This is a genomic window from Pseudomonas sp. EYE_354, assembly GCF_023148575.1.
In the GTDB taxonomy this organism is placed as follows: Bacteria; Pseudomonadota; Gammaproteobacteria; order Pseudomonadales; family Pseudomonadaceae; genus Aquipseudomonas.
Genome location: NZ_JAHXNQ010000021.1, coordinates 23,418 through 46,311, shown reverse-complemented (window position 1 = coordinate 46,311; position 22,894 = coordinate 23,418). Strand labels below are relative to the sequence as shown.

Annotated in this window: 19 protein-coding genes; 7 read left to right on the top strand and 12 right to left on the bottom strand. The window is 61.3% G+C overall.

The features are described from left to right. Positions 1–113 precede the first annotated feature (113 nt). Together rpmA and rplU are read right to left on the bottom strand one after the other, a co-directional pair. Positions 114–371: a 50S ribosomal protein L27 gene (rpmA, locus tag KZX66_RS23635; RefSeq protein WP_003176049.1), complete on the bottom strand. Its 258-nt coding sequence runs from the start codon at positions 369–371 to the stop codon at positions 114–116. Positions 372–405: 34 nt separating this feature from the next. Continuing rightward, positions 406–720 (bottom strand): 50S ribosomal protein L21, encoded by a 315-nt coding sequence (gene rplU, locus KZX66_RS23630; protein ID WP_017847748.1) that lies wholly within the window; start codon positions 718–720, stop codon positions 406–408. A 239-nt stretch (positions 721–959) separates the two neighbouring features. Between rplU and KZX66_RS23625 the strand changes: the two genes are divergently transcribed. From KZX66_RS23625 to KZX66_RS23615, 3 genes are all read left to right on the top strand, one after another. Next, positions 960–1,928, top strand: coding sequence for a polyprenyl synthetase family protein (locus KZX66_RS23625; RefSeq protein ID WP_248083657.1), 969 nt, complete (start codon positions 960–962; stop codon positions 1,926–1,928). Between the two features lie 104 nt (positions 1,929–2,032). Then, entirely contained in the window at positions 2,033–2,374 is a 342-nt protein-coding gene (locus tag KZX66_RS23620; RefSeq protein ID WP_003230858.1) for a zinc ribbon domain-containing protein YjdM, read from the top strand. 161 nt (positions 2,375–2,535) lie between these two features. Further along, the gene (locus KZX66_RS23615) at positions 2,536–2,793 is read left to right on the top strand and encodes a hypothetical protein (RefSeq protein ID WP_003176054.1); all 258 of its coding nucleotides are present in this window, start codon (positions 2,536–2,538) and stop codon (positions 2,791–2,793) included. A 136-nt stretch (positions 2,794–2,929) separates the two neighbouring features. On the opposite strand, the gene KZX66_RS23610 is transcribed toward KZX66_RS23615, so the two are convergent. Then, the gene (locus KZX66_RS23610) at positions 2,930–3,547 is read right to left on the bottom strand and encodes an FKBP-type peptidyl-prolyl cis-trans isomerase (protein ID WP_248083656.1); all 618 of its coding nucleotides are present in this window, start codon (positions 3,545–3,547) and stop codon (positions 2,930–2,932) included. A gap of 199 nt (positions 3,548–3,746) precedes the next feature. Between KZX66_RS23610 and KZX66_RS23605 the strand changes: the two genes are divergently transcribed. Beyond that, on the top strand, positions 3,747–9,497 hold the full coding sequence (locus tag KZX66_RS23605) for a membrane-targeted effector domain-containing toxin (protein WP_248083655.1): 5,751 nt from the start codon (positions 3,747–3,749) through the stop codon (positions 9,495–9,497). A 177-nt stretch (positions 9,498–9,674) separates the two neighbouring features. Continuing rightward, on the top strand, positions 9,675–11,594 hold the full coding sequence (locus KZX66_RS23600) for a methyl-accepting chemotaxis protein (RefSeq protein ID WP_248083654.1): 1,920 nt from the start codon (positions 9,675–9,677) through the stop codon (positions 11,592–11,594). A gap of 191 nt (positions 11,595–11,785) precedes the next feature. On the opposite strand, the gene KZX66_RS23595 is transcribed toward KZX66_RS23600, so the two are convergent. The 4 genes from KZX66_RS23595 to KZX66_RS23580 are packed head-to-tail and all read right to left on the bottom strand — an operon-like array spanning position 11,786 to position 15,885. Beyond that, complete coding sequence (locus KZX66_RS23595; protein WP_248083653.1) at positions 11,786–12,154, bottom strand: glyoxalase superfamily protein; 369 nt, start codon at positions 12,152–12,154, stop codon at positions 11,786–11,788. 29 nt (positions 12,155–12,183) lie between these two features. Continuing rightward, complete coding sequence (locus KZX66_RS23590; protein WP_248083652.1) at positions 12,184–13,647, bottom strand: D-aminoacylase; 1,464 nt, start codon at positions 13,645–13,647, stop codon at positions 12,184–12,186. Position 13,648: 1 nt separating this feature from the next. Next, positions 13,649–14,509 carry a MurR/RpiR family transcriptional regulator gene (locus tag KZX66_RS23585; protein ID WP_248083651.1) on the bottom strand — a complete coding sequence of 287 codons (861 nt, stop codon included), beginning with the start codon at positions 14,507–14,509 and terminating at the stop codon, positions 13,649–13,651. Between the two features lie 26 nt (positions 14,510–14,535). Next, a complete protein-coding gene (locus KZX66_RS23580) occupies positions 14,536–15,885 on the bottom strand; it encodes a gluconate:H+ symporter (RefSeq protein ID WP_248083650.1) in 1,350 nt (449 codons plus the stop codon). Between the two features lie 247 nt (positions 15,886–16,132). On the opposite strand from KZX66_RS23580, the gene KZX66_RS23575 reads away from it, so the two are divergent. Continuing rightward, positions 16,133–16,513, top strand: coding sequence for a lysozyme inhibitor LprI family protein (locus tag KZX66_RS23575; protein WP_248083649.1), 381 nt, complete (start codon positions 16,133–16,135; stop codon positions 16,511–16,513). A gap of 4 nt (positions 16,514–16,517) precedes the next feature. On the opposite strand, the gene KZX66_RS23570 is transcribed toward KZX66_RS23575, so the two are convergent. From KZX66_RS23570 to KZX66_RS23555, 4 genes are all read right to left on the bottom strand, one after another. Next, complete coding sequence (locus KZX66_RS23570; protein ID WP_248083648.1) at positions 16,518–17,963, bottom strand: SulP family inorganic anion transporter; 1,446 nt, start codon at positions 17,961–17,963, stop codon at positions 16,518–16,520. Positions 17,964–18,129: 166 nt separating this feature from the next. Then, positions 18,130–19,026, bottom strand: coding sequence for a LysR family transcriptional regulator (locus KZX66_RS23565; protein ID WP_248083647.1), 897 nt, complete (start codon positions 19,024–19,026; stop codon positions 18,130–18,132). A gap of 30 nt (positions 19,027–19,056) precedes the next feature. After that, positions 19,057–19,647: an NAD(P)H-dependent oxidoreductase gene (locus tag KZX66_RS23560; protein ID WP_248083646.1), complete on the bottom strand. Its 591-nt coding sequence runs from the start codon at positions 19,645–19,647 to the stop codon at positions 19,057–19,059. Positions 19,648–19,765: 118 nt separating this feature from the next. Next, the gene (locus KZX66_RS23555) at positions 19,766–20,509 is read right to left on the bottom strand and encodes a sulfite exporter TauE/SafE family protein (protein WP_248083645.1); all 744 of its coding nucleotides are present in this window, start codon (positions 20,507–20,509) and stop codon (positions 19,766–19,768) included. A 119-nt stretch (positions 20,510–20,628) separates the two neighbouring features. Here KZX66_RS23555 and KZX66_RS23550 point away from each other — a divergent pair, with 119 nt between their 5' ends. Continuing rightward, on the top strand, positions 20,629–21,525 hold the full coding sequence (locus KZX66_RS23550) for a LysR substrate-binding domain-containing protein (RefSeq protein ID WP_248083644.1): 897 nt from the start codon (positions 20,629–20,631) through the stop codon (positions 21,523–21,525). 84 nt (positions 21,526–21,609) lie between these two features. Here the strand turns inward: KZX66_RS23550 and kynU are convergent, their stop codons facing one another. Next, a complete protein-coding gene (gene kynU / locus KZX66_RS23540) occupies positions 21,610–22,860 on the bottom strand; it encodes a kynureninase (protein ID WP_248083643.1) in 1,251 nt (416 codons plus the stop codon). Positions 22,861–22,894: the final 34 nt, after the last annotated feature.

The following is a 22,894-nucleotide window of genomic DNA, read 5'->3' as shown; positions in this document are numbered from 1 at the left end:
AACAGCGACCGCATATCCAGCGCTTGAGCCCATTACAAACAGCTTTGCAAGAGACTCACTCCACAAACGAAAAAGCCCCGTCGCAAGACAGGGCTTTTCCAGCGATCTCGCAATTAAGCTGCGACAACGCTCACGTAACGGCGGTTGAACGCGCCTTTTACTTCAAACTTGATCACGCCTTCGATTTTCGCGAAGAGGGTGTGATCTTTACCCATGCCTACACCGTAACCGGCGTGGAATTGGGTGCCGCGCTGACGCACGATGATGTTGCCCGGAATGATTTTCTGGCCGCCATACATCTTAACGCCAAGGCGTTTGGCTTCTGAGTCGCGACCGTTACGGGTACTACCACCAGCTTTTTTGTGTGCCATGAGTCAATTCTCCTAGTGAGGAATTAGGCTGAAATTAAGCCTGAATACCGGTGATTTTGATCTCGGTGTACCACTGGCGGTGGCCCATACGCTTCATGTGGTGCTTACGACGACGGAACTTGATGATGCGGACTTTATCGTGACGACCTTGGGAGATCACTTCAGCCACAACGGTAGCGCCAGCAACAACTGGAGCGCCGATGTTCACGTCATCGCCATTGGCGACCAACAGAACGCGATCAAAAGTAACGGAGTCGCCAGTAGCGAGTTCCAGTTTTTCGATCTTCAGGTATTCACCTGGGGCGACCTTGTATTGCTTGCCACCAGTAACAATTACTGCGTACGACATGGTATTTCTCCGATAATCCTGCTCACCCAGCTCTTTATAAGAAGAGGTATTGGCTGGCATGGCTGCATGGGATGGACGTCCCGAATGCAATTGCGTAAGGCAGGTGCTGCCCAGGAAGTTCAGGGTGCGCGATTGTACGCAAGCTATTGAGGCCTTGCAAGTGGCCGTCTATCGCGCCTTGACACCCGGGGGTCAGGGTCCTAGCATGCCGCGCAACCCTTCTGGAGCGACTGTCGCTGATGCAACCCCAAGCTTTCTACCGCGCGGTCGCGGACGATTTTAGCGCCGTCGACGGCATCATCAAGCAGCAGCTGACGTCTAAAGTGCCGCTGGTCTCCAAAATTGGCGACTACATTACGTCGGCGGGCGGTAAGCGCCTGCGTCCTTTATTAGTGTTGCTGTGTGGCAAGGCCCTAGGCCGCGAAGGCGATGACCTGCGCCTGCTGGCCGCCACCATCGAATTCCTGCACACCGCCACCCTGCTGCATGACGACGTGGTCGACATGTCCGGCATGCGCCGCGGCCGCGAAACCGCCAACGCCATGTGGGGCAATGCCCCCAGCGTCCTGGTCGGCGACTTCCTGTACTCGCGCTCGTTCGAAATGATGGTCGAGCTGGGCTCGATGCCGGTGATGAAGATTCTGTCCCAGGCCACGCGCATCATTGCCGAAGGCGAAGTATTGCAGTTGTCGAAAGTGCGCGATGCCAGCACCACCGAAGAAACCTACATGGAAGTGATTCGCGGCAAAACCGCGATGCTCTTCGAAGCCTCCACCCACAGCGCCGCCGCACTGTGTGGTGCCACCGCCGAACAGGCCGAAGCCCTGCGCACTTTCGGTGATCACCTGGGCGTGGCGTTCCAGCTGGTGGACGATCTGCTCGACTACCGTGGCGACGCCGAGACCCTGGGCAAGAACGTCGGTGATGACCTGGCCGAGGGCAAACCGACCCTGCCGCTGATCTACACCATGCGTGAAGGCACGCCGGAACAGGCAGCCCTGGTGCGCAAGGCGATCCAGAAAGGCGGCATCGAGGACCTCGAAAGCATCCGTGCTGCCGTGGAAGCCTCGGGTTCGCTGGACTACACCGCACAGCTGGCGCGTGACTACGTGGCCCGTGCGATCCAGTGTCTGCAAGCCCTGCCTGCCAGCGAATACCGGGACGCCCTGGTTGAACTGAGCGAATTCGCGGTCGCGCGCACGCACTGATGGCGACACCGACAGGAGCCCGCCAGGCTCCTGCCTACCTCCTCCCCGCTAAAACCCTATACAATGTGCGACTTTTAGCCATCCCTGACTCTCAAGGAGCTTTAGTGAGCACGTTGCCTCCCTGCCCGAAATGCAACTCCGAATACACCTACGAAGACGGCGCCCAGCTGATCTGCCCGGAATGCGCCCATGAGTGGTCCGCCAATGGCGAGGCCGAAGTGGCGGGCGATGAAACCGTGAAGAAAGACTCTGTGGGCAACGTCCTGCAGGACGGCGATACCATCACCGTGATCAAGGACCTGAAGGTCAAGGGCACGTCGCTGGTCGTGAAGGTCGGCACCAAGGTCAAGAACATCCGCCTCTGCGACGGTGACCACGACATCGACTGCAAAATCGACGGTATCGGCCCGATGAAGCTCAAGTCTGAATTCGTGCGTAAAGTCTGAATCTGCTGCATCCATCCCGCGCCCGCCGCGGGATGGCGTTTTACCCTCCCCGTTGACCCCCCTCAATACCCACACAGAAAAAACCATAAATCGCCAATAGACGCTTGCTATTCTACGAATAAGAATTATTCTCATTGAAACCCATCAAGGAGATGTGACCCATGACTTATTTGATAGATGCCTGGCTGGACCGACCACACCCTTACCTGCGGATCCTGCACCGGGAAACCGGCGAAGTCTGTGCGGTGCTGGAAGAAGAAGCGCTCACTGAGCTGCAAGACCAGGGTGACCTGGACGTCAACGGCCTGAGTTCAAGCGAACCGGGAGTACTGAAGGAAGTGGTGCGTAATCTGTTTCTATTTTGCTATGCCCGAGCATTGCGCCCGGCGACGGAGCTGAATGGCAAGTTCCATCCATGAACAAATGCGCAAGACCTGAGCGCACAGGTTTAGGTGGGAGCCGGACTTGCCCGCGATGCAGACGACTCGATCTGAAGTCATATCGAGTTGATCCCATCGCAGGCAAGGCAGCTCCTGCACACAACCAAAACAGGTCTTACAGAACGTCGAGCAACTCGACGTCGAACACCAGAACGCTGTGCGGCGGGATGCTGCCCACGCCTTGAGCGCCGTAAGCCAGCTCGCTCGGCACGTACAGGCGCCATTTGCTGCCGGCATTCATCAGTTGCAGCGCTTCGGTCCAGCCGGCGATCACGCCGCCAACCGGGAATTCTGCAGGCTGACCACGCTCGTAGGAGCTGTCGAACACAGTGCCGTCGATCAGCGTGCCGTGGTAGTGAGTACGCACTTGGTCTTCACGGGTCGGCTTGGCGCCGTCACCGGCGGTCAGCACTTCAAATTGCAGGCCGGAAGCCAGGGTGGTGATGCCCTCACGCTTGGCGTTTTCAGCCAGGAATGCCAGACCCGCGCCGGCAGCGGCTTCAGCCTTGGCAGCAGCTTCGGCTTGCATCACTTCGCGGATCACTTTGAAGCTGGCAGCCATTTGCTCTTGGTCGACACGGCTTGGCTGGCCGGCGAACGCGTCGGTCAGGCCAGCCAGGATCGCGTCCAGGCTCACGCCAGGTGGCGGGTTGTCACGCAGTTGGTCGCCCAACTGACGGCCGATACCGTAGCTGACGCGGGTTTCGTCGGTGGACAGATTAACTTCGGACATGAAGAGGCTCCGCTGTAGGGCAACACTAAAAACCGCCAAAGGAGCAGGTTTTTTCGTACAGCCCAGAACTAAAAGGGCCCGCAGACTAGCACACAAGGCCCACGAGTGATGAGCCCCTCGCCGGCCTTTACCTATCTACCACCGAGCCCATAACGTTGGACAACAAGCTAGAGCTCCCCTGCTTTATGGAGTTTTAGACATGCCCCTCACCCCACTGGATCACCCTCCCTCGTTCGAGGAAATACGCAGCGACCTCGGGCAGATCAGCGATTACCTGCTGCAAGACCACCCGATCGCCGCGCAGAACAGGCCCGACGAACTCATGACGTTGGAGCGCCTGAACCAGACCCTCAAGACGAGCAATCAAGCCCTGTTGCAGAGCGCTCGCCTGCTGTATCAGTCCGTCGAAAACGCCGACCTGGCGAACGAACCGGGCCGAACGCTGCTCAACGGGTTGAAAGCCGAGCTGGTGACACAGCTCAATGAACTCGATCAGCGCCATCAGATCGAGGGCAAAAGTCGCAAGTCCTACCTGACGTTCGAAGCGGGCATCACGGCCCTGGAGCAAGAAACCAAGCTGCGCATCAAGGATCGACTGCTGCATCGGCAGTGGATCGACGTACTTGAAACAGTCACCCTCGGCCCCGACGCGCGCCCCGGGCTGTATGCATTGAGGTTCACTTATCAGGATTCGCCCGTGGAAGTCGCCGGGGCCTTTGTACTCACCGAGCAGGCCACACCGGTGGTCGATGCACTGAACAGCGAAGCGAATGTTGGCCCCGTGCTGCTGTTTTTACCCTCACGCGGTCTGGAGGCCTTTGATTCACTGCTCCAGCTCGACACGTGGCTGCAACAATTGCTGTCCCACGTCGACCGGCGGCAGGCATTTATCGACTGCCTGCCGCAGCGCTATCAGGACCTGAGCGCCGCCGGCATCTGGCCCTTGGCGCTGGAAAACATCAGCAGCGAGCCGCTGTTTGAACACCTCTACAACGCTCGCGTGCATAAACGCACACAGGACATCGAATGGGCGCTAAGCCTGATCGACAACCCCGAACACAGTGGCCAGCGCCTCTATCACCAACTGGACTGGGCGATTGGCGCGGCACTGCCCACCTACGATCAGCGCCTCGAACTGCGTGCCCAAGCCTTACTGGAACGGAGCCTGCGCTACAGCGCTCCAGGCTGGTATCGCAGCGCCACGGCCACCCAGCAAGCGCTGCTGGCCGAACACATCCAGCAGTACAATCAGGCACGCCAGGCGCTGACCGCGTTTTTTGGCCCCGCTGCCTCCCCCCATGCACTGGCCCGCTATCAATTGACCGAACAACTGGACGTCGATCTGGACATTCAGGACCTCAATCCCGATCAACTGCAGGTCAGCACCCAACGCCGCGTACCAGGGGTCGGTGACTATAACCACCAGAATTCCCTGACCGAACTGGCCCTGCGCGGCCTGCACAGCGACGACGAGCAACCGGGTTCGGACTTTCTACAAAGCACCACCCTGCGCTATGCAGGCAAGCCACTGCGTGAAGATTATGCAGAGCTGACCCCCAGCTATCTCGTGCAATTGCTCAACACCGTGCAACCGCGCCTGGCTTTCGCGCAGGTACAACGGAGCATCCACACAACACCGGGCCTCAAACACGCCATCCGGCACTTGCTCGATCAGCGCATCAATTGCCTGGCCTATGCCGCCCTGCTGCAAAACCACATCAGCGCAGCGGACTATCAGTTGATCCAGCACCTGCGCGAAGGCCGCGATCCGCAACTGAGCGCATCGACCCTGTCACTGCACGACGCCCAACTGCAGGACCTGTGGGTGCTGCGCCAAGTGGACGCCCATGGCACGCCGATCCGCGTGCTGTTGTGCACGCCGTCAGCCCCCAGGGCTGAGCAATTCATGGCGTTCGACAGTGAAACAGCGTGCCAGACCCACGTGCTGGGCTGGAGCCGGGATAACGGCTCACACCCCGACAGGCAAACCATGACCGATTACCTGCTGGAGCGCGTGGCCCTGCGGTTTCGCGCGGCCATGGCACGCACCCTGATGGGCCTGAGTTTCAAACCCCACGAACGGGAATACCAGGAAGTCAAATTCGACAGTCCCTGCACGCACGCCGACTGCCTTGGCAGCATGGCCGAGCATTTCCTCGCCACCCAGGTGGATGACCAGCGCTCCACGACACCCTCCTGGTTTACCTCAACCCACGCCGCCAATCGCCGCAAGCTACTGTCGCTGGCCGATGACGCCGAAGGCGCCCTGCGCACTTACAAGGCCGACCCGCAATCGGAGCACAGTTTCCCAAGCTTCGAGACCTACCTGCATCAACAGGCGAAAACCGCGCTCAATGGGTTGCTCGCCCGGCCACAAAACGACGTGGACCCCGATAAGGTGTGGGCCTACTACCCAAGGCACGCCCTGACGTCGACCCCGGCAGCAGTCAACTACACCACGCTGTACCGCGACGGCTATGACGACAGCATCGGTTTTCTGAACGAGGCATTTGCGCAGTCCGCCACGTTCAAAGGGCCCGAAGGCCTCGACCTCAGCCGGTTGACCGCGCAAAAGGTCGCCGCCTCGGTGCGCGGCGCCTGGATCGGCCAACGCTATATCAACGCAGTGCGCAGCACCCTGCAAAACAGCAACAGCCCAGGCTATGCCAAACGCCGCGATGCAACCCTGGCAATCACGCAATTGCAGATGCGCAGTGCCGCGCTGGAATGCCAACTCAAAGGCCATATCAGCAGCATCGATCTGGCTTGGCTTGAAACCAGCATCCAAAGCATGGGCGACACATCCGTCGTCGTTCGCGGCCAATACCCGATCCATCGCCTGACGATAGACGGCGACTGGATCAACGATACCTTCCTGTTCAGCCACGGCGACGATCCGGTGTTGCTCTACACCCCTAACGCACCCGATCACATCGCCTTTCGCGAAGCGCGGCTGTTCAACCACACGCTGAAAAAAGTCGATGGCATGGTGGGCTACTTGACCGAACGCGCGCCCCTCCCATCCCGGACACGCGTAGGTCAGTTCCTGAAAGCGGCGCGTGAGCAACTGCCCGAGCACATCAATCGAACGACCCCCAGCCCCCCGCGCTACGACAGCCTTGCCCGCGTCAGCCCGCTCAAGGACTTACGGCACGAGCTGTACAACATGAAGCTGCAACGCAAGATAGATGATGTCTTCGCCGCAACCCCCCAGCGTACCCAGATGATCATGGGCATTGTGTGGACGTGTGTGGAATGGGTCTCCGCCATCGCGACCGCGCCCTTCCCCATCCTGAGCCTGGGCACTGGCCTGCTGCTGGCCTTCAAGGACGCCATGTTGGCCCTGCAGGCTTACCATCAGGGCCACACCGATGCCGCCTTCCAGCACTTGCTCGGCTACCTGCTCAATGCCGGTGGCGCATTATTTACCGACCTTCGCCCTGCATTGGGCTCACTCAAGTCGACCGGCCTGCGCGCACGCCCAAGCCTGCACGGCACGAGCGATGGCCAGGCCATCACGCGAACCCGCGCCCTGTTAACACCCATGCCGTCGACGGAAAACATGCAGCCCGTGTTATTGCGCGGCGAGTGGTACTGGGCGCCCAGGGTGTCTGACCCATTGGGACGTTACCTGCTGTTTCGTCTTGACGCTGCCAGTGGACGGCTGCAATCAACAGCGCGCCTGGTGGAAAAGACCACAGACGGTCGCTGGCAGCGTTCGGGGGTGGTCGGGGGGGCGCCTAAATATGAAAAACTGCCGGAAACCGCCGACGCGCTCAAGGCGTATGAAGTCGACGCGCAACACTGGCGCGATGTCGAGCGCCTGCTCAAGCCCGACTTCAGGCGGTCGCTGCTCACGGATGACCCGGTGCTGCCGCGCACCTATCTCATCGATAGACACCGTGAGCACATGGCGCCGATTCACCAGGCGTACCTCAAGCAGGTAGAGACGTTGAGCCGAGATGCCGAGGCGTTCTGGTCCGCCTCAATAGCGGCGCCTCGCCCGTCACTGCCGACGCTGGCCAACGATGCCGCGCATGCACAGATCATCGAGTCGCTGTTCAAACACAGTGACGGCCTGGTGATCGGTGAGGTGAGCGAGTCGATCGCCAGCAAGCAATTTTTGATCGAGAACATCGGCGAACTGGCCAGGCAGGGCGTCAAGCGCCTGTACATCGAGCATCTGCCTAACGACGTGTTCCGACTGAAGCTGCACAAACTCAATACCAAGGGTTCATCCCGGCATATCGAAAAACACCTGGGCCGCGTCGACCGCACCTTCAACCTCGGCGAAGGTGCCTCCCCGTCCTACCTGAGCCTGATGAAAGCGGCGCGCAGGCACGGCATCGAACTCAAAGGCCTCGATGCGGCGACGTCCTATGACATGAGCCATGCTTTCCACATTATCGAAGACGCCCAGTCGCCGCCGCGGGCCAACGGGTTGCGCAATTTCTACTCGCACAAAGCGCTCAACGCCGACCTGGCCGACCAGCCGGGAACGCGTTGGGTGGCGCTGGTTGAACACAGCCGGGTGCGGACAGCCGAGCACATACCTGGGCTGGCCGATTTGAACGGCGCATTCGGCCTGCGCATCGACGACGTCAACACCGATTCAGCAGTGGGCCTCTGGCGCGACCCAGTGGATTTCAGGCTCAGCCTGAAAACGAACTACCAAGCGCCGACGCTCACACCTGCTGCTGCGCTACCTGCACCGCTCGTACCCAACGTCGCGGCATTGCCCGAGCCCACCCACTTCAACACATTCGATGTAGCGCCGGCGTTCAGGGAGCACTTGCGCGAGCTGCAGATGACGCACAGGGGCCTGGACACCAGTTACGCACCGGCACTGCCGGAACTGCAGGAGACCTTCAGCGCCTTTGCCCAAGCGCGGCGCCGCCTGCACACGGCCGCCGAAGCGTATTTCAGTAACTACACGCCTCCCGCCAGAGCGCCGCTGCCGGATGCGGCCCTGCTGCGCACCGAACGGGATTTTATCCAGGCCGCCTACACCTATGCCCCAGGCCTGGTGATCGGCGAAGCCCATGCCGCGGAGTCGGCCAAGAAGTTTCTGATCGAGCACATGGCGGATTTGAAGAAACAGGGCGTACGCACGCTATACGTCGAGCATTTGCAAACGGACCTGCACCAACTCGAACTCAACCTCTTCAACCAGACCGCAAAACTGCCCGACACCCTCAAAGCCTTTCTGCAACGCCAGGATGTCGGGCACATGCGTTTTTACGATGGCAAGACCGCCCACTACCAGGGGCCCTACACCTATACCAATGTCCTGCAAGCGGCCAACAAACATGGGATCCGCGTCCGCGCCCTCGATTGCGCGGCCAGCTATAACCTCAAAGGGCTCAGAGGGACGTCGCAAGCACTTCCGGACCCGGACGCCTTGCGCAACGCCATGTTCAGTTACTTCGCCTCCCACGCTATCCAGGCCGACCAGGCCGCACAGGGGGCGCACAAGTGGGTGGCGTTCATGGGCAGCGCCCATACGGACACCTACGCGGGCATCCCAGGGCTGGGGCCCATGCATGGCGTGATCAGCGTGCACATACGTGATAGCGCCACCGGCCTGGCAAAGGGCTTTGAGCCCGGCACCTGGCAAGTGTTCAGCGAAACCAAATGGCGAGCATTACGCAGCGACTTCATCCTGAACGTCGGGTTCGAACGCATAACGCCCCCGGAGCCGTTCGTTCCGCTAGAGCGCTCGCGCCTGAAGAATGTCGGGCATTTCCTGATTGAACGGCCCACGCCGGAGCACACCAACCTGCTGCATAAATCCAACAGCGGTCAGGTTGTTTCCACGCCGATCCAGACAGATGCCACGGGACACTTTTTCATCGACCGTTGGGACGCGCTTAAAGATCAGCGATTCCTGTCTCAAGACAGCCTGATCCGCGCGCTCAGAGAGGTCATACAGCTCACACCTGCGCCTTAGACACCTGCACCGCCCGGTTCAACGCGAACCGGGCCGTGCGTCTTGGCGCTCTTATAACCCCTGGGTCAAAAAACCGTTTCAGATCTCGTGCCAGCTGCCGATACAGCCCTACACACCCTGGCTGGCTCAAAAAACAACACCGTCCAGCAAACAGACATCACTCTTGTGGAGCATTCGATGAATAGCTGGTTCGGTAACATAAGCGTCAACCTCAAACTGGGCCTGGGCTTCGGCCTGGTACTGGTCCTCACCTCGATCCTGGCCCTCACCGGCTGGACCAGCCTGGGCGGTCTGATCGACCGCAGCAACTGGATGAGCGACATCACTCAGCTCAACGCGTCACTGACCAAACTGCGCATCGTGCGCCTGCAATACATGCTGGCCAATGGCGACGAAGCCGTGGCACAGAACGTTCAGACCAACCTGGATGCCTTCACCACCCAGCAGCAAAAACTGCTCGACAGCTTCAAGAGCCCGGAAAACGTCAAGCTGCTCAATGAGCAGAAAGCGGTCATCACGGCTTACCAGCAGTCCTTGAACAAAATGCGCGAGGCTTACCGTAACGGCAACGCCTCGCGCCAGGTGATGGGCGACAAGGCCGACATTGCCAACGCGCAGATCAATGCACTGGATGCCACCGTGCAACAGATGCCTGATAGCCCGGAACGCTTCGCGCAGTTTCAGGCCGTGACCAACGCTAAATTCGAGTTCCTGTCGGCCCGCTACGAAGTGCGCGGTTATACCGGCAACGTCAACCCGGACACCGAAGCGCGCGCCGCCGCGCAAATCGAAAAAACCATCAGCAGCTTGAAAGACCTCAGCGCTGCCTTTGGCGCCAGCCAGCAAAGCGCGCTGACCGCCCTGGAAACGGCCCTGGGCGCCTATCGCACCGCCGTGCAGAACTACAAGACAGCCAACGCCAACATCGTCGCCGCCCGTGCCGAAATGACCACGCAGGGCGCTGATATCGTCACCATCAGCGACAAGCTCTACGAGATCCAGCTCAACCGTCGCGACGTCGAAAGTGCACAGGCCCGCAGCCTGCAGTTGATCAGCACCTTGCTCGCGCTGCTGGTTGGCATCATCGCCGCCTGGGTGATTACCCGTCAGATCACGCGCCCGATCCAGGACACCCTGGCCGTGGTCGAACGCATTGCCTCCGGCGATCTGAGCCACAACATCCAGATCACCCGCCGCGATGAACTGGGCGTGCTGCAGCAAGGCATCCAGCGCATGGGCACCACCTTGCGTGAGTTGATCAGCGGTATTCGTGACGGCGTGACCCAGATCGCCAGTGCCGCCGAAGAACTGTCGGCCGTGACCGAGCAGACCAGCGCCGGGGTCAACAGTCAGAAGATCGAGACCGATCAAGTCGCCACCGCAATGCACGAAATGACTGCCACCGTGCAGGAAGTGGCGCGTAATGCCGAACAGGCTTCGCTGGCGGCCGCCGATGCCGATGGCCAAGCCCGCGCAGGCGACAAAGTGGTGGCGGAAGCCATCGCCCAGATCGAACGCCTGGCGGCTGAAGTCGCGCGTTCCACCGACGCCATGAGCCATCTGCAACAAGAGAGCAACAAGATCGGCAGCGTGATGGACGTGATCAAGGCCGTGGCCGAACAGACCAACCTGCTGGCACTGAACGCGGCGATTGAAGCTGCGCGCGCCGGTGAGGCCGGTCGTGGCTTTGCCGTCGTGGCCGACGAAGTGCGTGGCCTGGCCCAGCGCACCCAGAAATCCACCGAAGAGATCGAAGGCCTGGTCGCCGGTTTGCAGAACGGCACCCAACAAGTGGCCAACGTGATGAACAACAGCCGCAGCCTCACCGACAGCAGCGTCGAACTGACCCGCAAGGCGGGTGTGTCCCTGGAGAACATCACCCGCACAGTGTCGAACATCCAGTCGATGAACCAGCAGATCGCCGCCGCCGCCGAACAGCAAAGCGCCGTGGCCGAAGAGATCAGCCGCAGCATCGTGAATGTGCGCGATGTATCGGAACAGACCGCCACTGCCAGTGACGAAACGGCCAAGTCGAGCGTGGAACTGGCGCGCCTGGGCAGCCAGTTGCAGCAGATGGTCAGCCATTTCCGGGTCTGACAAACCAAAAGGCCGCCTCGGTATCAACCAAGGCGGCCTCTTATCGTCGGGTATTGCGCAACGCTCCACCATAGAAGTGGCATCGTCGTTACGTCAGCGCTTGCTGTGAGCCCGCAACCCCAACCACGCGCTGGGATTGCAATAAAAAACCGCCCTGCCAAGGCGGTTTTTTATTGCATGGAATTTGGCGCTCAGCCCTCGCCTTCCTCGACAAACACCACGCGATTGCCAAACGGGTCCTTGATGCTCATCTCCCGCGAGCCCCAGGGCGTCGCCTCAACTTCGGGTTTGGCATAACGGTAGTCCTTGTCCTGCAACAGCTGCTGGTAAGCATCCACCCCTTGCGCCTGGATCCGCACCGCCGAACCCGGCGAGGCATCGCCATGGTGCTCGGACAAATGCAGCACACACTCGCCCAAAGACACTTGCAGATACAGCGGGTAATTGGTCTCGAAACGATGTTGCCAATCGACCTTGAACCCGAGGAAGTCGACGTAAAACTCCAACGCCTTGACCTCATCGAAAATCCGCAGGATGGGGATGACTTTTCCTAAGTGCATGGCAACCGCTCCGTGTATGAGATCGCCCACTATAAAGACGAAAACCCGAGACGCAAATCCCCGCTGCGCGCCAAGAACCGCCCCGGCCGCTGACCGTTCGCGTGCCCGTCGCGGTAGCTCAACACGCCATTGACCCACACGCCCTCGATGCCTTCTGCCGCGCGTTCAGGCGCGTTGAAATCCGCCACGTCACGCACCCGCAACGGGTCGAACAACACCAGGTCCGCCCAGTGCCCTTCACGAATTTCTCCGCGTTCCGACAAGCCAAAGCGCGCCGCCGACAGACCGGTCATCTTATGCACGGCGGTGTGCAACGGGAACAGCCCGACATCGCGGCTGAAGTGCCCCAATACCCGTGGGAACGCGCCCCACAGGCGCGGGTGTGGAAACGGGTCATCCGGTAAACCATCGGAGCCCACCATTGACAATGGATGCGCCAGGATGCGCCGCACATCCGCCTCGTCCATGCCGTAATACACCGCCCCCGCCGGTTGCAGGCGCCGCGCCGCGTCCATCAACGAAACACCCCATTCACCGGCAATGCCCTGCAGGTCACGACCGCCCATATGCGGGTGCGGCGTCGACCAGGTGATGGTGATGCGGAATGCATCGGTCACCTGCTTGAGGTCCAGGGTCGAAGAACTGGCCGCATAGGGATAACAGTCGCAGCCCACCGGATGGGTTTTCGCCGCAGCTTCCAGCGCCGCCAACAGTTGCGGGCTACGTCCCCAGTTACCGGCACCGGCGCACTTGAGGTGGGAAATGATCACCGGCGCATTGGCGTGTCGGCCGATCAAAAACGCCTCGTCCATCGCCTCCAGCACCGGCTCGAACTCGCTGCGCAAATGGGTGGTGTACACCGCGCCGTACGCGGTCAGTTCCTCACTGAGTTGCAACACTTCATCAGTCTCGGCATTGAATGCGCTGGCGTAGGCCAGGCCTGTGGATAACCCCAGGGCACCGGCTTCGAGACTGTCGTGCAACTGCACGCGCATGGCCGCGATTTCAACCGGCGTGGCGCTGCGGTGCAGGTCATCCATATGGTTGCTGCGCAGCGCCGTGTGGCCGATCAACGCCGCCACGTTAACCGCCGGGTGGGCGTATTCCACCGCGTGACGGTAATCGCTGAAACGCGGATACATGAACGCCTCGCGGGTGCCCAGCAGGTTCATCGGGTCCGGCGGATCACCGCGCAAACTGACCGGCGACGCGCTGATGCCGCAGTTGCCGACGATCACCGTGGTCACGCCCTGGCTGAGCTTGGGCAGCATCTGCGGGTGGCGGATCACTACGGTGTCATCGTGGGTGTGCACATCGATAAAACCCGGCGCCAGCACGCGCCCGGTTGCGTCGAGCTCATGCTCGGCCAGCGCCGCCGACAAATCGCCGATCGTCTCGATACGCCCATCGCGCAGCCCCACATCGGCCACGTAGCCAGGGCTGTTGCTGCCATCGATGATCAGCGCCTGGCGAATCAGCGTGTCGTACTTCATATCAGTCTCCAAGCGGCAGGCTATCGGGGCCGCCACGATATTCGTCCAAGGCCAGTTTGATCCGGCGCAGGCGTTCCTGGTTGTCGTCCGGCAGGGCCAGCGCCAGCTCGGTGGCGAGCAGGTCGATGGCCAGCAGCATGCCGTAGCGCGCCGCCGTGGGTTTGTAGATAAAGCTGGTTTCGGCCGGTTGCAGCGGCAGCACCACGTCCGCCAGCCCCGCCAGGGGGGAGTCGGCCAGGGTGATGGCGATGATATGTGCATCGTAGTTGCGCGCCAGTGCCACCACGTCGAGCAGCTCCGGGGTCAGACCGGTGAGCGAGCAGACGAGTAGCACATGCTCAGGGCCCAACGTCGCCGCCGTGACCCGCATCATCACCGGGTCATGACAGGCGGCAATCGGATAGCCCAGGCGAACCAGGCGTACCTGCAATTCATCGCTGCACACACTCGACGCGCCGCCCATACCAAACGCATGGATCATCCGCGCCCTATTCAGCAGGCCTACCGCATCGACAAACCCCGCCTGATCAAACCCCGACAAATGCTGACGCAACGTCGCCTCGATATCGCCGAGAATCTGGCGGTGGAATGCCGACTGCTCGGGCAACCCCGCCGGGTCCAGAAACCGACTGCCGACGCCACTGGCCTGCGCCAGTTGCAGGCGCAGATCACGCAGGTCGCGACAACCGACACTGCGGGCAAACCGCGACAAGGTTGCCGTACTCACCTCGGCGCGCTGGGACAACGCTTCCAGGCTGGCCGACGCGGCAAAGCCCACGTCATCGAGCATCAACTGGGCGATGCGCCCTTCGCCGGCGCTGAAGGACGCCTGGCGGGCGCGGATCTGGTAGAGGATGTCCATGGCGGCTCCGGGTGACAGAATGAGGCTCACAACAACAGCGAAAGGCCGTACGTCAAAGCGAAAGCGACCAGTGAGATCAGGGTCTCCAAGACGGTCCAGGTCTTGAAGGTCTGGATCACCGTCATATTGAAGTATTCCTTGATCAGCCAGAAGCCGCCGTCATTCACGTGGGAAAAGATCACTGAACCTGCGCCGGTGGCCAACACCAACAATTCAGGGTGTGGATAACCCAAGCCCATCGCCACCGGCGCAACCACGCCGGACGCGGTGGTCATGGCCACGGTGGCCGAGCCGGTCGCAATGCGCATCAGCGCCGCGAACAGCCAGCCCATCACCAGCGGCGACAGATGAAACGCATGGGCCAGGCCGAGTATTTCGTCAGTCACGCCGGCGTCCACCAGGATGCGGTTCAACCCGCCGCCGGCGCCCACCAGCAAGGTGATGCTCGCGGTCGGTGCCAGGCACTCATTGGTGAACTTGAGGATCGACTCACGGTTAAAACCCTGGGCCAGCCCCAGGGTCCAGAAACTCACCAGGGTCGCCAGCAACAGCGCGATCACCGAGTTGCCGATAAACAACAGGAACTGGTTGAACCCCGTGCCCGGCGTGGCTATCACATTCGCCCAGCCGCCGATCATCATCAACACCACAGGCAACAGGATCGTGCCCATGGTCAGCGCGAAGCTCGGCAGACGCGTGCGCGGTTCGCGCTCGATAAACTGGCGCTCCAACGGGTTTTCCGCCGGCAGGTGTATGCGCGGCACGATGAATTTCGCGTAGACCGGGCCGGCGATGATCGCCGTAGGAATGCCGATCAAAATCGCATACAGCACGGTCTGACCCACCGACGCGTTGTATGCCAGCACCGCCATCATCGCAGCCGGGTGCGGTGGCACCAGCGCATGCACCACCGACAGGCCGGCGACCATCGGCAAGCCGACCATCAGGATCGACACCCCCACACGCCGCGCCACGGTAAACGCGATCGGCACCAGCAACACAAACCCCACTTCGAAAAACAGCGGCAGCCCTACCAGAAAGGCGATGCACACCATGGCCCAATGGGCGTTGCGCTCGCCGAAACGGTTGATCAACGTGCGCGCGACCTGCTCGGCGCCGCCGGACTCGGCCATCATCTTGCCAAGCATGGTGCCCAGCGCTACCACCAGTGCGATATGCCCCAGGGTCTTGCCCACCCCCGCTTCGTAAGACCCCATGATCGTGTCCGCGGGCATCCCGGCCATCAACGCCAGGCCGATGGACACCAAGGTGATGACGATAAACGGATTGAGCCGGTAACGTGCGATCAGCACGATCAAAGCAATGATGGCGATGGCAGCGTATGCCAATAGCCCGAAGCCCGGTGATGCAGCCATGCGGTACTCCTCGGAAAGGGTCACGTCGAATCTGTTGTGAAACTCATAAATCATTACCGGGCAGGGTTTTCAATTTTTATGAAAGTAATTTTCGTCCACGGATAAGCGCTGTCGCGCTGGGGTATGCCCGACGCAGTTGCATGAAAATTGAGGGGGTGTTCTTACATGAAGATCAGCAAAAACTGGAAACTCAGCCGATGCGCTTGAGTCATACCCTGCACATTCATTGATGCCAGGAAGCTTGAGCATGATTCGCACCACACTCGCCACCGGCGCGCTGATCCTCGCCGTGTGCGGCACGGCGGCGGCCGCCGACGATTCCGCGCTGAAAAAATGCATGGACGGCGCCAGCACCACCGCTGACATGGTCAGTTGCAACGTCAAGGAAGCCAAGGTCCAGGACACACGCCTGAACAACGCCTACAAGACCGCCCTCGCCGCCCAGGAAGGTACGCGCAGACAACAACTGCAGGACCTGCAGCGCCTGTGGATAAAATACCGCGATGCCAATTGTGGGTTTGTCGGCTCAGCGACCGGCGGCACCATCGATCAAGTCAATGGCACCGGCTGCGTGCTGGAAATGACCCAGGCACGCGCCCAGGAGCTGGAAGACCTCGTAGGGCCTTGAACCACTAGTCGTGATGGACCTTCGCCCGCTTGAGCAGTTTCTTGCAGCGCTCCGACAGATGCAGCACCCGCAGGTGCTTGCCGGCCTTGGTGTAGCGCTCGCGCAAGGTCATCAGCGCGGCAATCGCTGAGTAGTCGACAAAGCTCAGGTGGCGACAATCGAGCGTCACGTGAGCGGGGTCATTGGCCGGGTCGAACTGGTTCAAAAACGGCGTGGTCGAGGCAAAGAACAAGGTGCCATGCAGACGGTAGAGTTTGCTGCCGTCGGCTTCCAGGTGCTCATCGGCATACAGCTCACGGGCCTGCTGCCAGGCGAAATTCAGCGCCGCGATCACGATTCCGCACAGCACGGCGGTCGCCAGGTCGGTGAACACGGTGATTACCGTGACCGCGATAATCACCAGCACATCGTTGAACGGCACCTTGTTGATCACCCGCAGCGACGCCCAGGCGAAAGTCTGCTGGGACACCACGAACATCACCCCCACCAGCGCCGCCAGCGGTATCCGCTCGATCAGCGGTGACAGAAACAAAATGAACAGCAGGATCATCACCCCGGCAAACACCCCCGAGAAACGCCCGCGCCCACCGGAGCTCAAGTTGATCACGGTTTGCCCGATCATCGCGCAACCGCCCATGCCGCCGAACAGGCCCGAGACCATGTTCGCCGCGCCCAGGGCCACGCTTTCGCGGTCGGGGTAGCCACGGGTTTCGGTGATTTCGTCGGTGAGGTTCAGGGTCAGCAAGGTTTCCAGCAGGCCGACCATGGCCATCAGGAATGCATAGGGGGCGATGATGCCGAGGGTTTCCAGGGTCCAGGGAATCTGCGGCAACGCGAACGTTGGCAGGCCGCCTGCGATGTGGGCCATGTCGCCGAGGGTACGGGTTGGCAGGCCAAGCAGGTACACCGCCAGGCCCACGCCGAGGATCGCCACCAGGGCCGGCGGCACCGCGCGGGTGATGCGCGGCAGCAGGTACACAATGGCCATGGTCACCGCGACGAGACCGACCATCACATACAACGGCGTGCCGCTGAGCCAGGCTTCACCGCTTTTGAAATGTTCCAGTTGGGCCAGGGCAATGATGATCGCCAGGCCGTTGACGAACCCCAGCATCACCGAATGCGGCACCATGCGCACCAGCTTGCCCAGGCGCAGCAAACCGAAGGCGACCATGATCAACCCGCCCAGCAGCACCGTCGCCAGCAGATACTCCACGCCGTGTTGTACCACCAGCGCCACGATCACCACCGCCATCGACCCGGCCGCGCCCGAAACCATGCCCGGCCGCCCGCCGAACAACGCTGTCAGCGTGCAGATGATAAAGGCACCGTAGAGGCCCATCAGCGGGTTGAGATGAGCCACCAGGGCAAAGGCGATGCATTCGGGCAGCAATGCAAAAGACGTGGTGAGGCCGGCCAGGGCATCGGCGCGTAGACGGGTGAGAGTCATGAAGTACCAGGGAATTGCGAGGACAAGGAGGTGGGAATGGTACGGAATTGAGCGAGGCGGAGCCAGATTTTTAAGGCCGCCTTACGCGGTGACAAACGCTGATGCCCGTCAGTTAAGGCAGAAGACTTTACCGGTGGGAGGGCGGTATGCCTGCCAAGTCGGAGCGTCAGCAGGCATACCGCGCCAGCTTGGTCTGGATAAAGTCGAGGAAACACTGGATGCGCAACGCCAATTGCGAGTTGCGGTAGAACACCGCGTGGATCGGCTGACGATAACCACTGTTGAACGCCTCCAGTACCGGCACCAGGCGCCCGGCGTCGATGTCGGCGCTGGTCATGAAGTTCGACAGGCAGCAAATACCCTGCCCTTCCAGCGCCAACTGGCGCAGGGTTTCGCCGCTGGACGCGGCAATGCCCGGCTGGATCAGCCAGCGGTCGCCCTCTACATGACGCAGCGGCCAGTGGTTGAGGGTTTCGGTCTGGGTGAAACCCAGCAAGGTGTGGTCAGCCAGCTCGGCCACCGTGGTCGGCGCGCCGTATTGCTTAAGGTAGTCCGGGCTGGCGAGGATATGCAGCGGCGTGCAGCCCAGTGAGCGCGCGTGCAGGGTGGAGTCGGCCAGGGCACCGATGCGGATGGCGATGTCGGTACTCTGCTCCAGCAGGTCGATGATCAGGTCATCGCTGTTGAGTTCCAGCTGGACGTCCGGGTAAAGGCGGCGAAACTCGGCAATGTACGGCACGATCCCGTGCAACATGAACGGCACGGCGGCGTTGATACGCAGGCGTCCGGCGGGGTTCTCCCGGCGCGAGGACAGGCGCTCTTCGAGCTCATCCATCTGCGCCAGGATCAGCTTGGCCTGTTCGAAGAAGTACTTGCCCTCTTCGGTCAGGTCCATGCGCCGCGTGGTCCGATTGATCAGCGTTGTATCGAGCTTGGCTTCCAGGCGCGACAAAGTCCGGCTGACCGCCGACGGCGTCTGCCCGACCTGCTCCGCCGCCGCCGAAATCGAGCCGCACTCGATCACGCTGACGAAGATCTGTAGCTCATCGGATCGGGCTTTCACAGGCTGTTCTCTTTATCGGTTCCGCGCAGCTTACACCGGGAGGTCGAAGACCTGCGCCAGATGCTGTTCATAGCGCGCCACGTCAGCGTCGATGGCCGGACGCTTCATCACGTCCACACACAAGAAGGTCGGCAACGCGGTCATGCCCAAAAATTGGTTGGCCTTGTGGAACGGGAAGTACACCGCGTCCACGCCCTTGGCTTCGAAGAAATCACTCGGGTCGTCGAAGGCTTGCTGCGGCGCGTTCCACGTCAGGGACAGCATGTACTGTTTGCCCCTGATCAGGCCGCCGCTGCCGTATTTCTGCGACGCATCGGAACGGGTACGGCCGTCGCTGGCGTACAGGCTGCCATGGCCTTCGGTGAAGACTTCGTCGATGTACTTTTTGACGATCCACGGCGCGCCCATCCACCAGCCGGGCATCTGGTAAATGATCACGTCGGCCCAGAGGAATTTGGCGACCTCTTCGGCCACGTCATAACCCTCGTCGATATGCGTGACCTTGACGTCGATACCACCACGGTCCAGCACAGCCGCTGCGGTGTCATGCAAGGTGGCGTTGTAACGGCCGTCGGAGTGAGCGAATTTTTTACCGCCGTTGAGCAGGAGTACTTTTTTCATGGGAGGGCATCCAAGAGGTTGAAATGTCTGGACGCAGACTATCGACCTCGCCTCCGGGGAATAAGCCGTTGCGCGGCAAAATACCTTTGATCAGTAAGCACGAATACTTGACGCATTATTAACCACCGATCAGCAGATGCCCGCCGAGCAGCGCCATGCCGACGAAAAACACCCGCTTAAACAGCACCGCACTGATGCGCGTGCGCACCACCTGCCCCAACCACATGCCCAACAACGCCGGCACCAGCGCCAGCAACGAGGCACCGACTTCGCCTCCGCCCAATGCACCGCGCCAGGCCAACCCGGCAGCCAGCGCCAGCGTCGACAAGCTGAACGACAGCCCCAGCGCCTGCACCAGTTGGTCGCGACTCAACCCCAGCGCTTGCAGATACGGCACGGCGGGGATCACGAACACACCGGTGATCACCCCACATAACGGGCCCAGCCAGCGCTCGGTTATGGGCTTGACGTGGAACGTCGGCAAACACAGACCGCTCAGGGCGTACACCAGCAACGCCGCGCCCAGCGCACGCACCACCCAACGCCCGCCGTCCATGCCCAGCCAGAACGTGCCCACGCCGGTGCCGAGCACAATCAGCAACAACATCGGCCATAGGCGTTTGAGCAATGCCCTTAGATGACCGCCAAATGCCAATTGCGACAGGTTGGTGACGGTCGACGGGATGATCAGCAACGCCGCAGCCTGCGCCGGCAACATAGCCAGGCCGAGCAACCCCATGGCCACGGTGGGCAATCCCAGGCCGATCACGCCTTTGACGGTGCCGGCCAGCAGAAAGGTGCCGATCACCAGCAGCGTCAAGGCCGGGCCGAGGTTTTGGTAGAACGCGAGGAAGGTATTCATGGGGCGATTGTGCGGGTTTGGAGTGGGGCTGAAAATTCGCCATATACTGAGGCAGCCTCTTGTATTGCATCAGGCTGATCGTTTTGCGGGCAAGCCCAGCCAGAGGACATCTTCCAGCCATGCATTTTGACCTGATCGACCTGCGCCTCTACCTGCACACCCTCGACACGGGCAGCATCACCGCCGGCGCCAGTCGCAGCCATTTATCCCTGGCAGCGGCCAGTGCCCGCATCCGTGGGATGGAAACGTCCCTGTGCATCGCATTGCTTGAGCGCGGGCGCCGGGGCGTCACACCCACACCCGCCGGTACGGCCTTGGCGCGCCACGCCCGCCTGCTGCTGCAACAGGCCGACCATCTGCAACAAGAACTGGCGGAATACGCCAAAGGCGCCAAAGGTCAGGTGCGCCTGCTGTGCAACACCACGGCGCTGAGTGAACACCTGCCGGAGGTGCTGGCGGACTTTCTACGCGCACACCCCAACCTTGAGATCGACCTGCAGGAATTGCCCAGCCTGCGCATTGCCCAGGCCCTGCGCCAGGGCACAGCGGACCTGGGGATTATTTCCGATGCAGTCGACACCCACGGCTTGCAGACCCTGCCCTTTCGCGACGACCCGCTGGTGCTGCTCCTGCCGCTGGCGCATCCCCTGACGGGGCGCTGCGTGAGTTTTATCGACAGCCTGCAACACGATTACATTGGCCTGGCCGCCCACAGTGCGCTGGCGGTGTACCTGGAGGAACAGGCGTTGCACGCGGGCTTTCGCTTGCAGACGCGTATTCGCGCCGAGGGTTTTGATGGAGTGATGCGCATGGTTGCCAGGGGCGCGGGGCTGGGTATCGTGCCTCAGGCGGCACTTGACCGCTGGCCGTCGGCGCGCCCGTTCAAGGCCCAGCCGTTGCAGGAAGACTGGGCACGCCGCCAACTGCTGTTGTGCGCGCGATCATTCGACCACTTGCCCGGTTACGCCAAAGCCTTGTTCGACGCCCTGGCCTTGCCCTTGCAAAAACGCCCGTAAGACACCGCCGACATCAGCAGCAGGAACGGCACGCCAAACACCAAGGTCATCTTGAATGCGTCGGTGAAATCCGTGTCGTTGTCCTTAAGTCACGCTGTGGCGCACCTTGAACTGCGGCTGATCCCAGGTGCCGTTATCGAGAATGTCCGCGAGGATATCCACTGCGTCCCACACCTCAGTGAAGCGGGTGTACAGCGGCGTAAACCCGAAGCGCATGATGCGCGGCTCGCGGTAGTCACCGATCACGCCGCGGGCAATCAAGGCCTGGATAACCGCATAGCCTTCCGGGTGTTCGAAACTCACATGGCTGCCGCGCCGGGCGTGCTCGCGGGGGGTGATCAGTGTCAGGCCATGGGCCGCGCAACGGGTCTCGACCTGCTCGATAAACAGGTCGGTCAACGCCAGGGATTTGCTGCGCAGGCTGGCCATATCGGTCTGTTCAAACAGCTCCAGACCACACTCCACCATGGCCAGCGAGGTAATCGGCTGGGTGCCGCACAGGTAGCGCGCGATGCCGGCGCTCGGCGCGTAGTCGGACTCCATGGCGAACTGCCGAGTGTGCCCGAACCAGCCTGACAACGGCTGATGCACCAGGTCCACCAGCGCCGGGTTGACCCACACGAACGCCTGCGAACCAGGGCCGCCGTTGAGGTATTTGTAGGTGCAGCCAATCGCGTAATCCGCCTCGGCGGCGTTCAGGTCGATGGGCACTGCGCCCGCTGAATGCGCCAGGTCCCAGATGCTCAACGCGCCGCACTCATGGCTCAAGGCCGTGAGCGCCTGCATGTCATACATAAAGCCGGTCTTGTAATTGACGTGGGTGAGCATCACCACGGCCACGTCGGTGTCGATAGCCTGGGGCAGTTCGTCCGGGCTGTTCACCAGACGCAGGCAATAGCCCTGTTGCAATAGCTCAGCCAGGCCCTGTGCGATGTACAGGTCGGTCGGAAAGTTGCTCGCTTCGCTGACGATCACCTTGCGCGCGGGCTCGCGCTGGCCCTGCACGGTCAGCGCGGCGCTGAGCACTTTGAACAGGTTGATGGAAGTGGTATCGGTGATCACCACTTCGCCGTCGCGTGCACCGATCAGCGGCGCCAGGCGGTTACCCAGGCGTAGGGACAAATCTGCCCAGCCGGCGCTGTTCCAACTGCGGATCAGGCCATTGCCCCACTCCTCGGCAATCACCTGCTGCGCACGCGCCAGCGCGGCCACCGGGCGTGCGCCGAGGGAATTGCCGTCCAGGTAGATCACCCCCGCAGGCAGCGCGAACTGCTGACGCAGAGGTGCCAAGGGGTCTTGGGCGTCGAGGGTTTGGCAGTGGCTTCGGGAGGTCATGGCCGATCCTGGTTTTTAGAAGGAAGACAGGCCA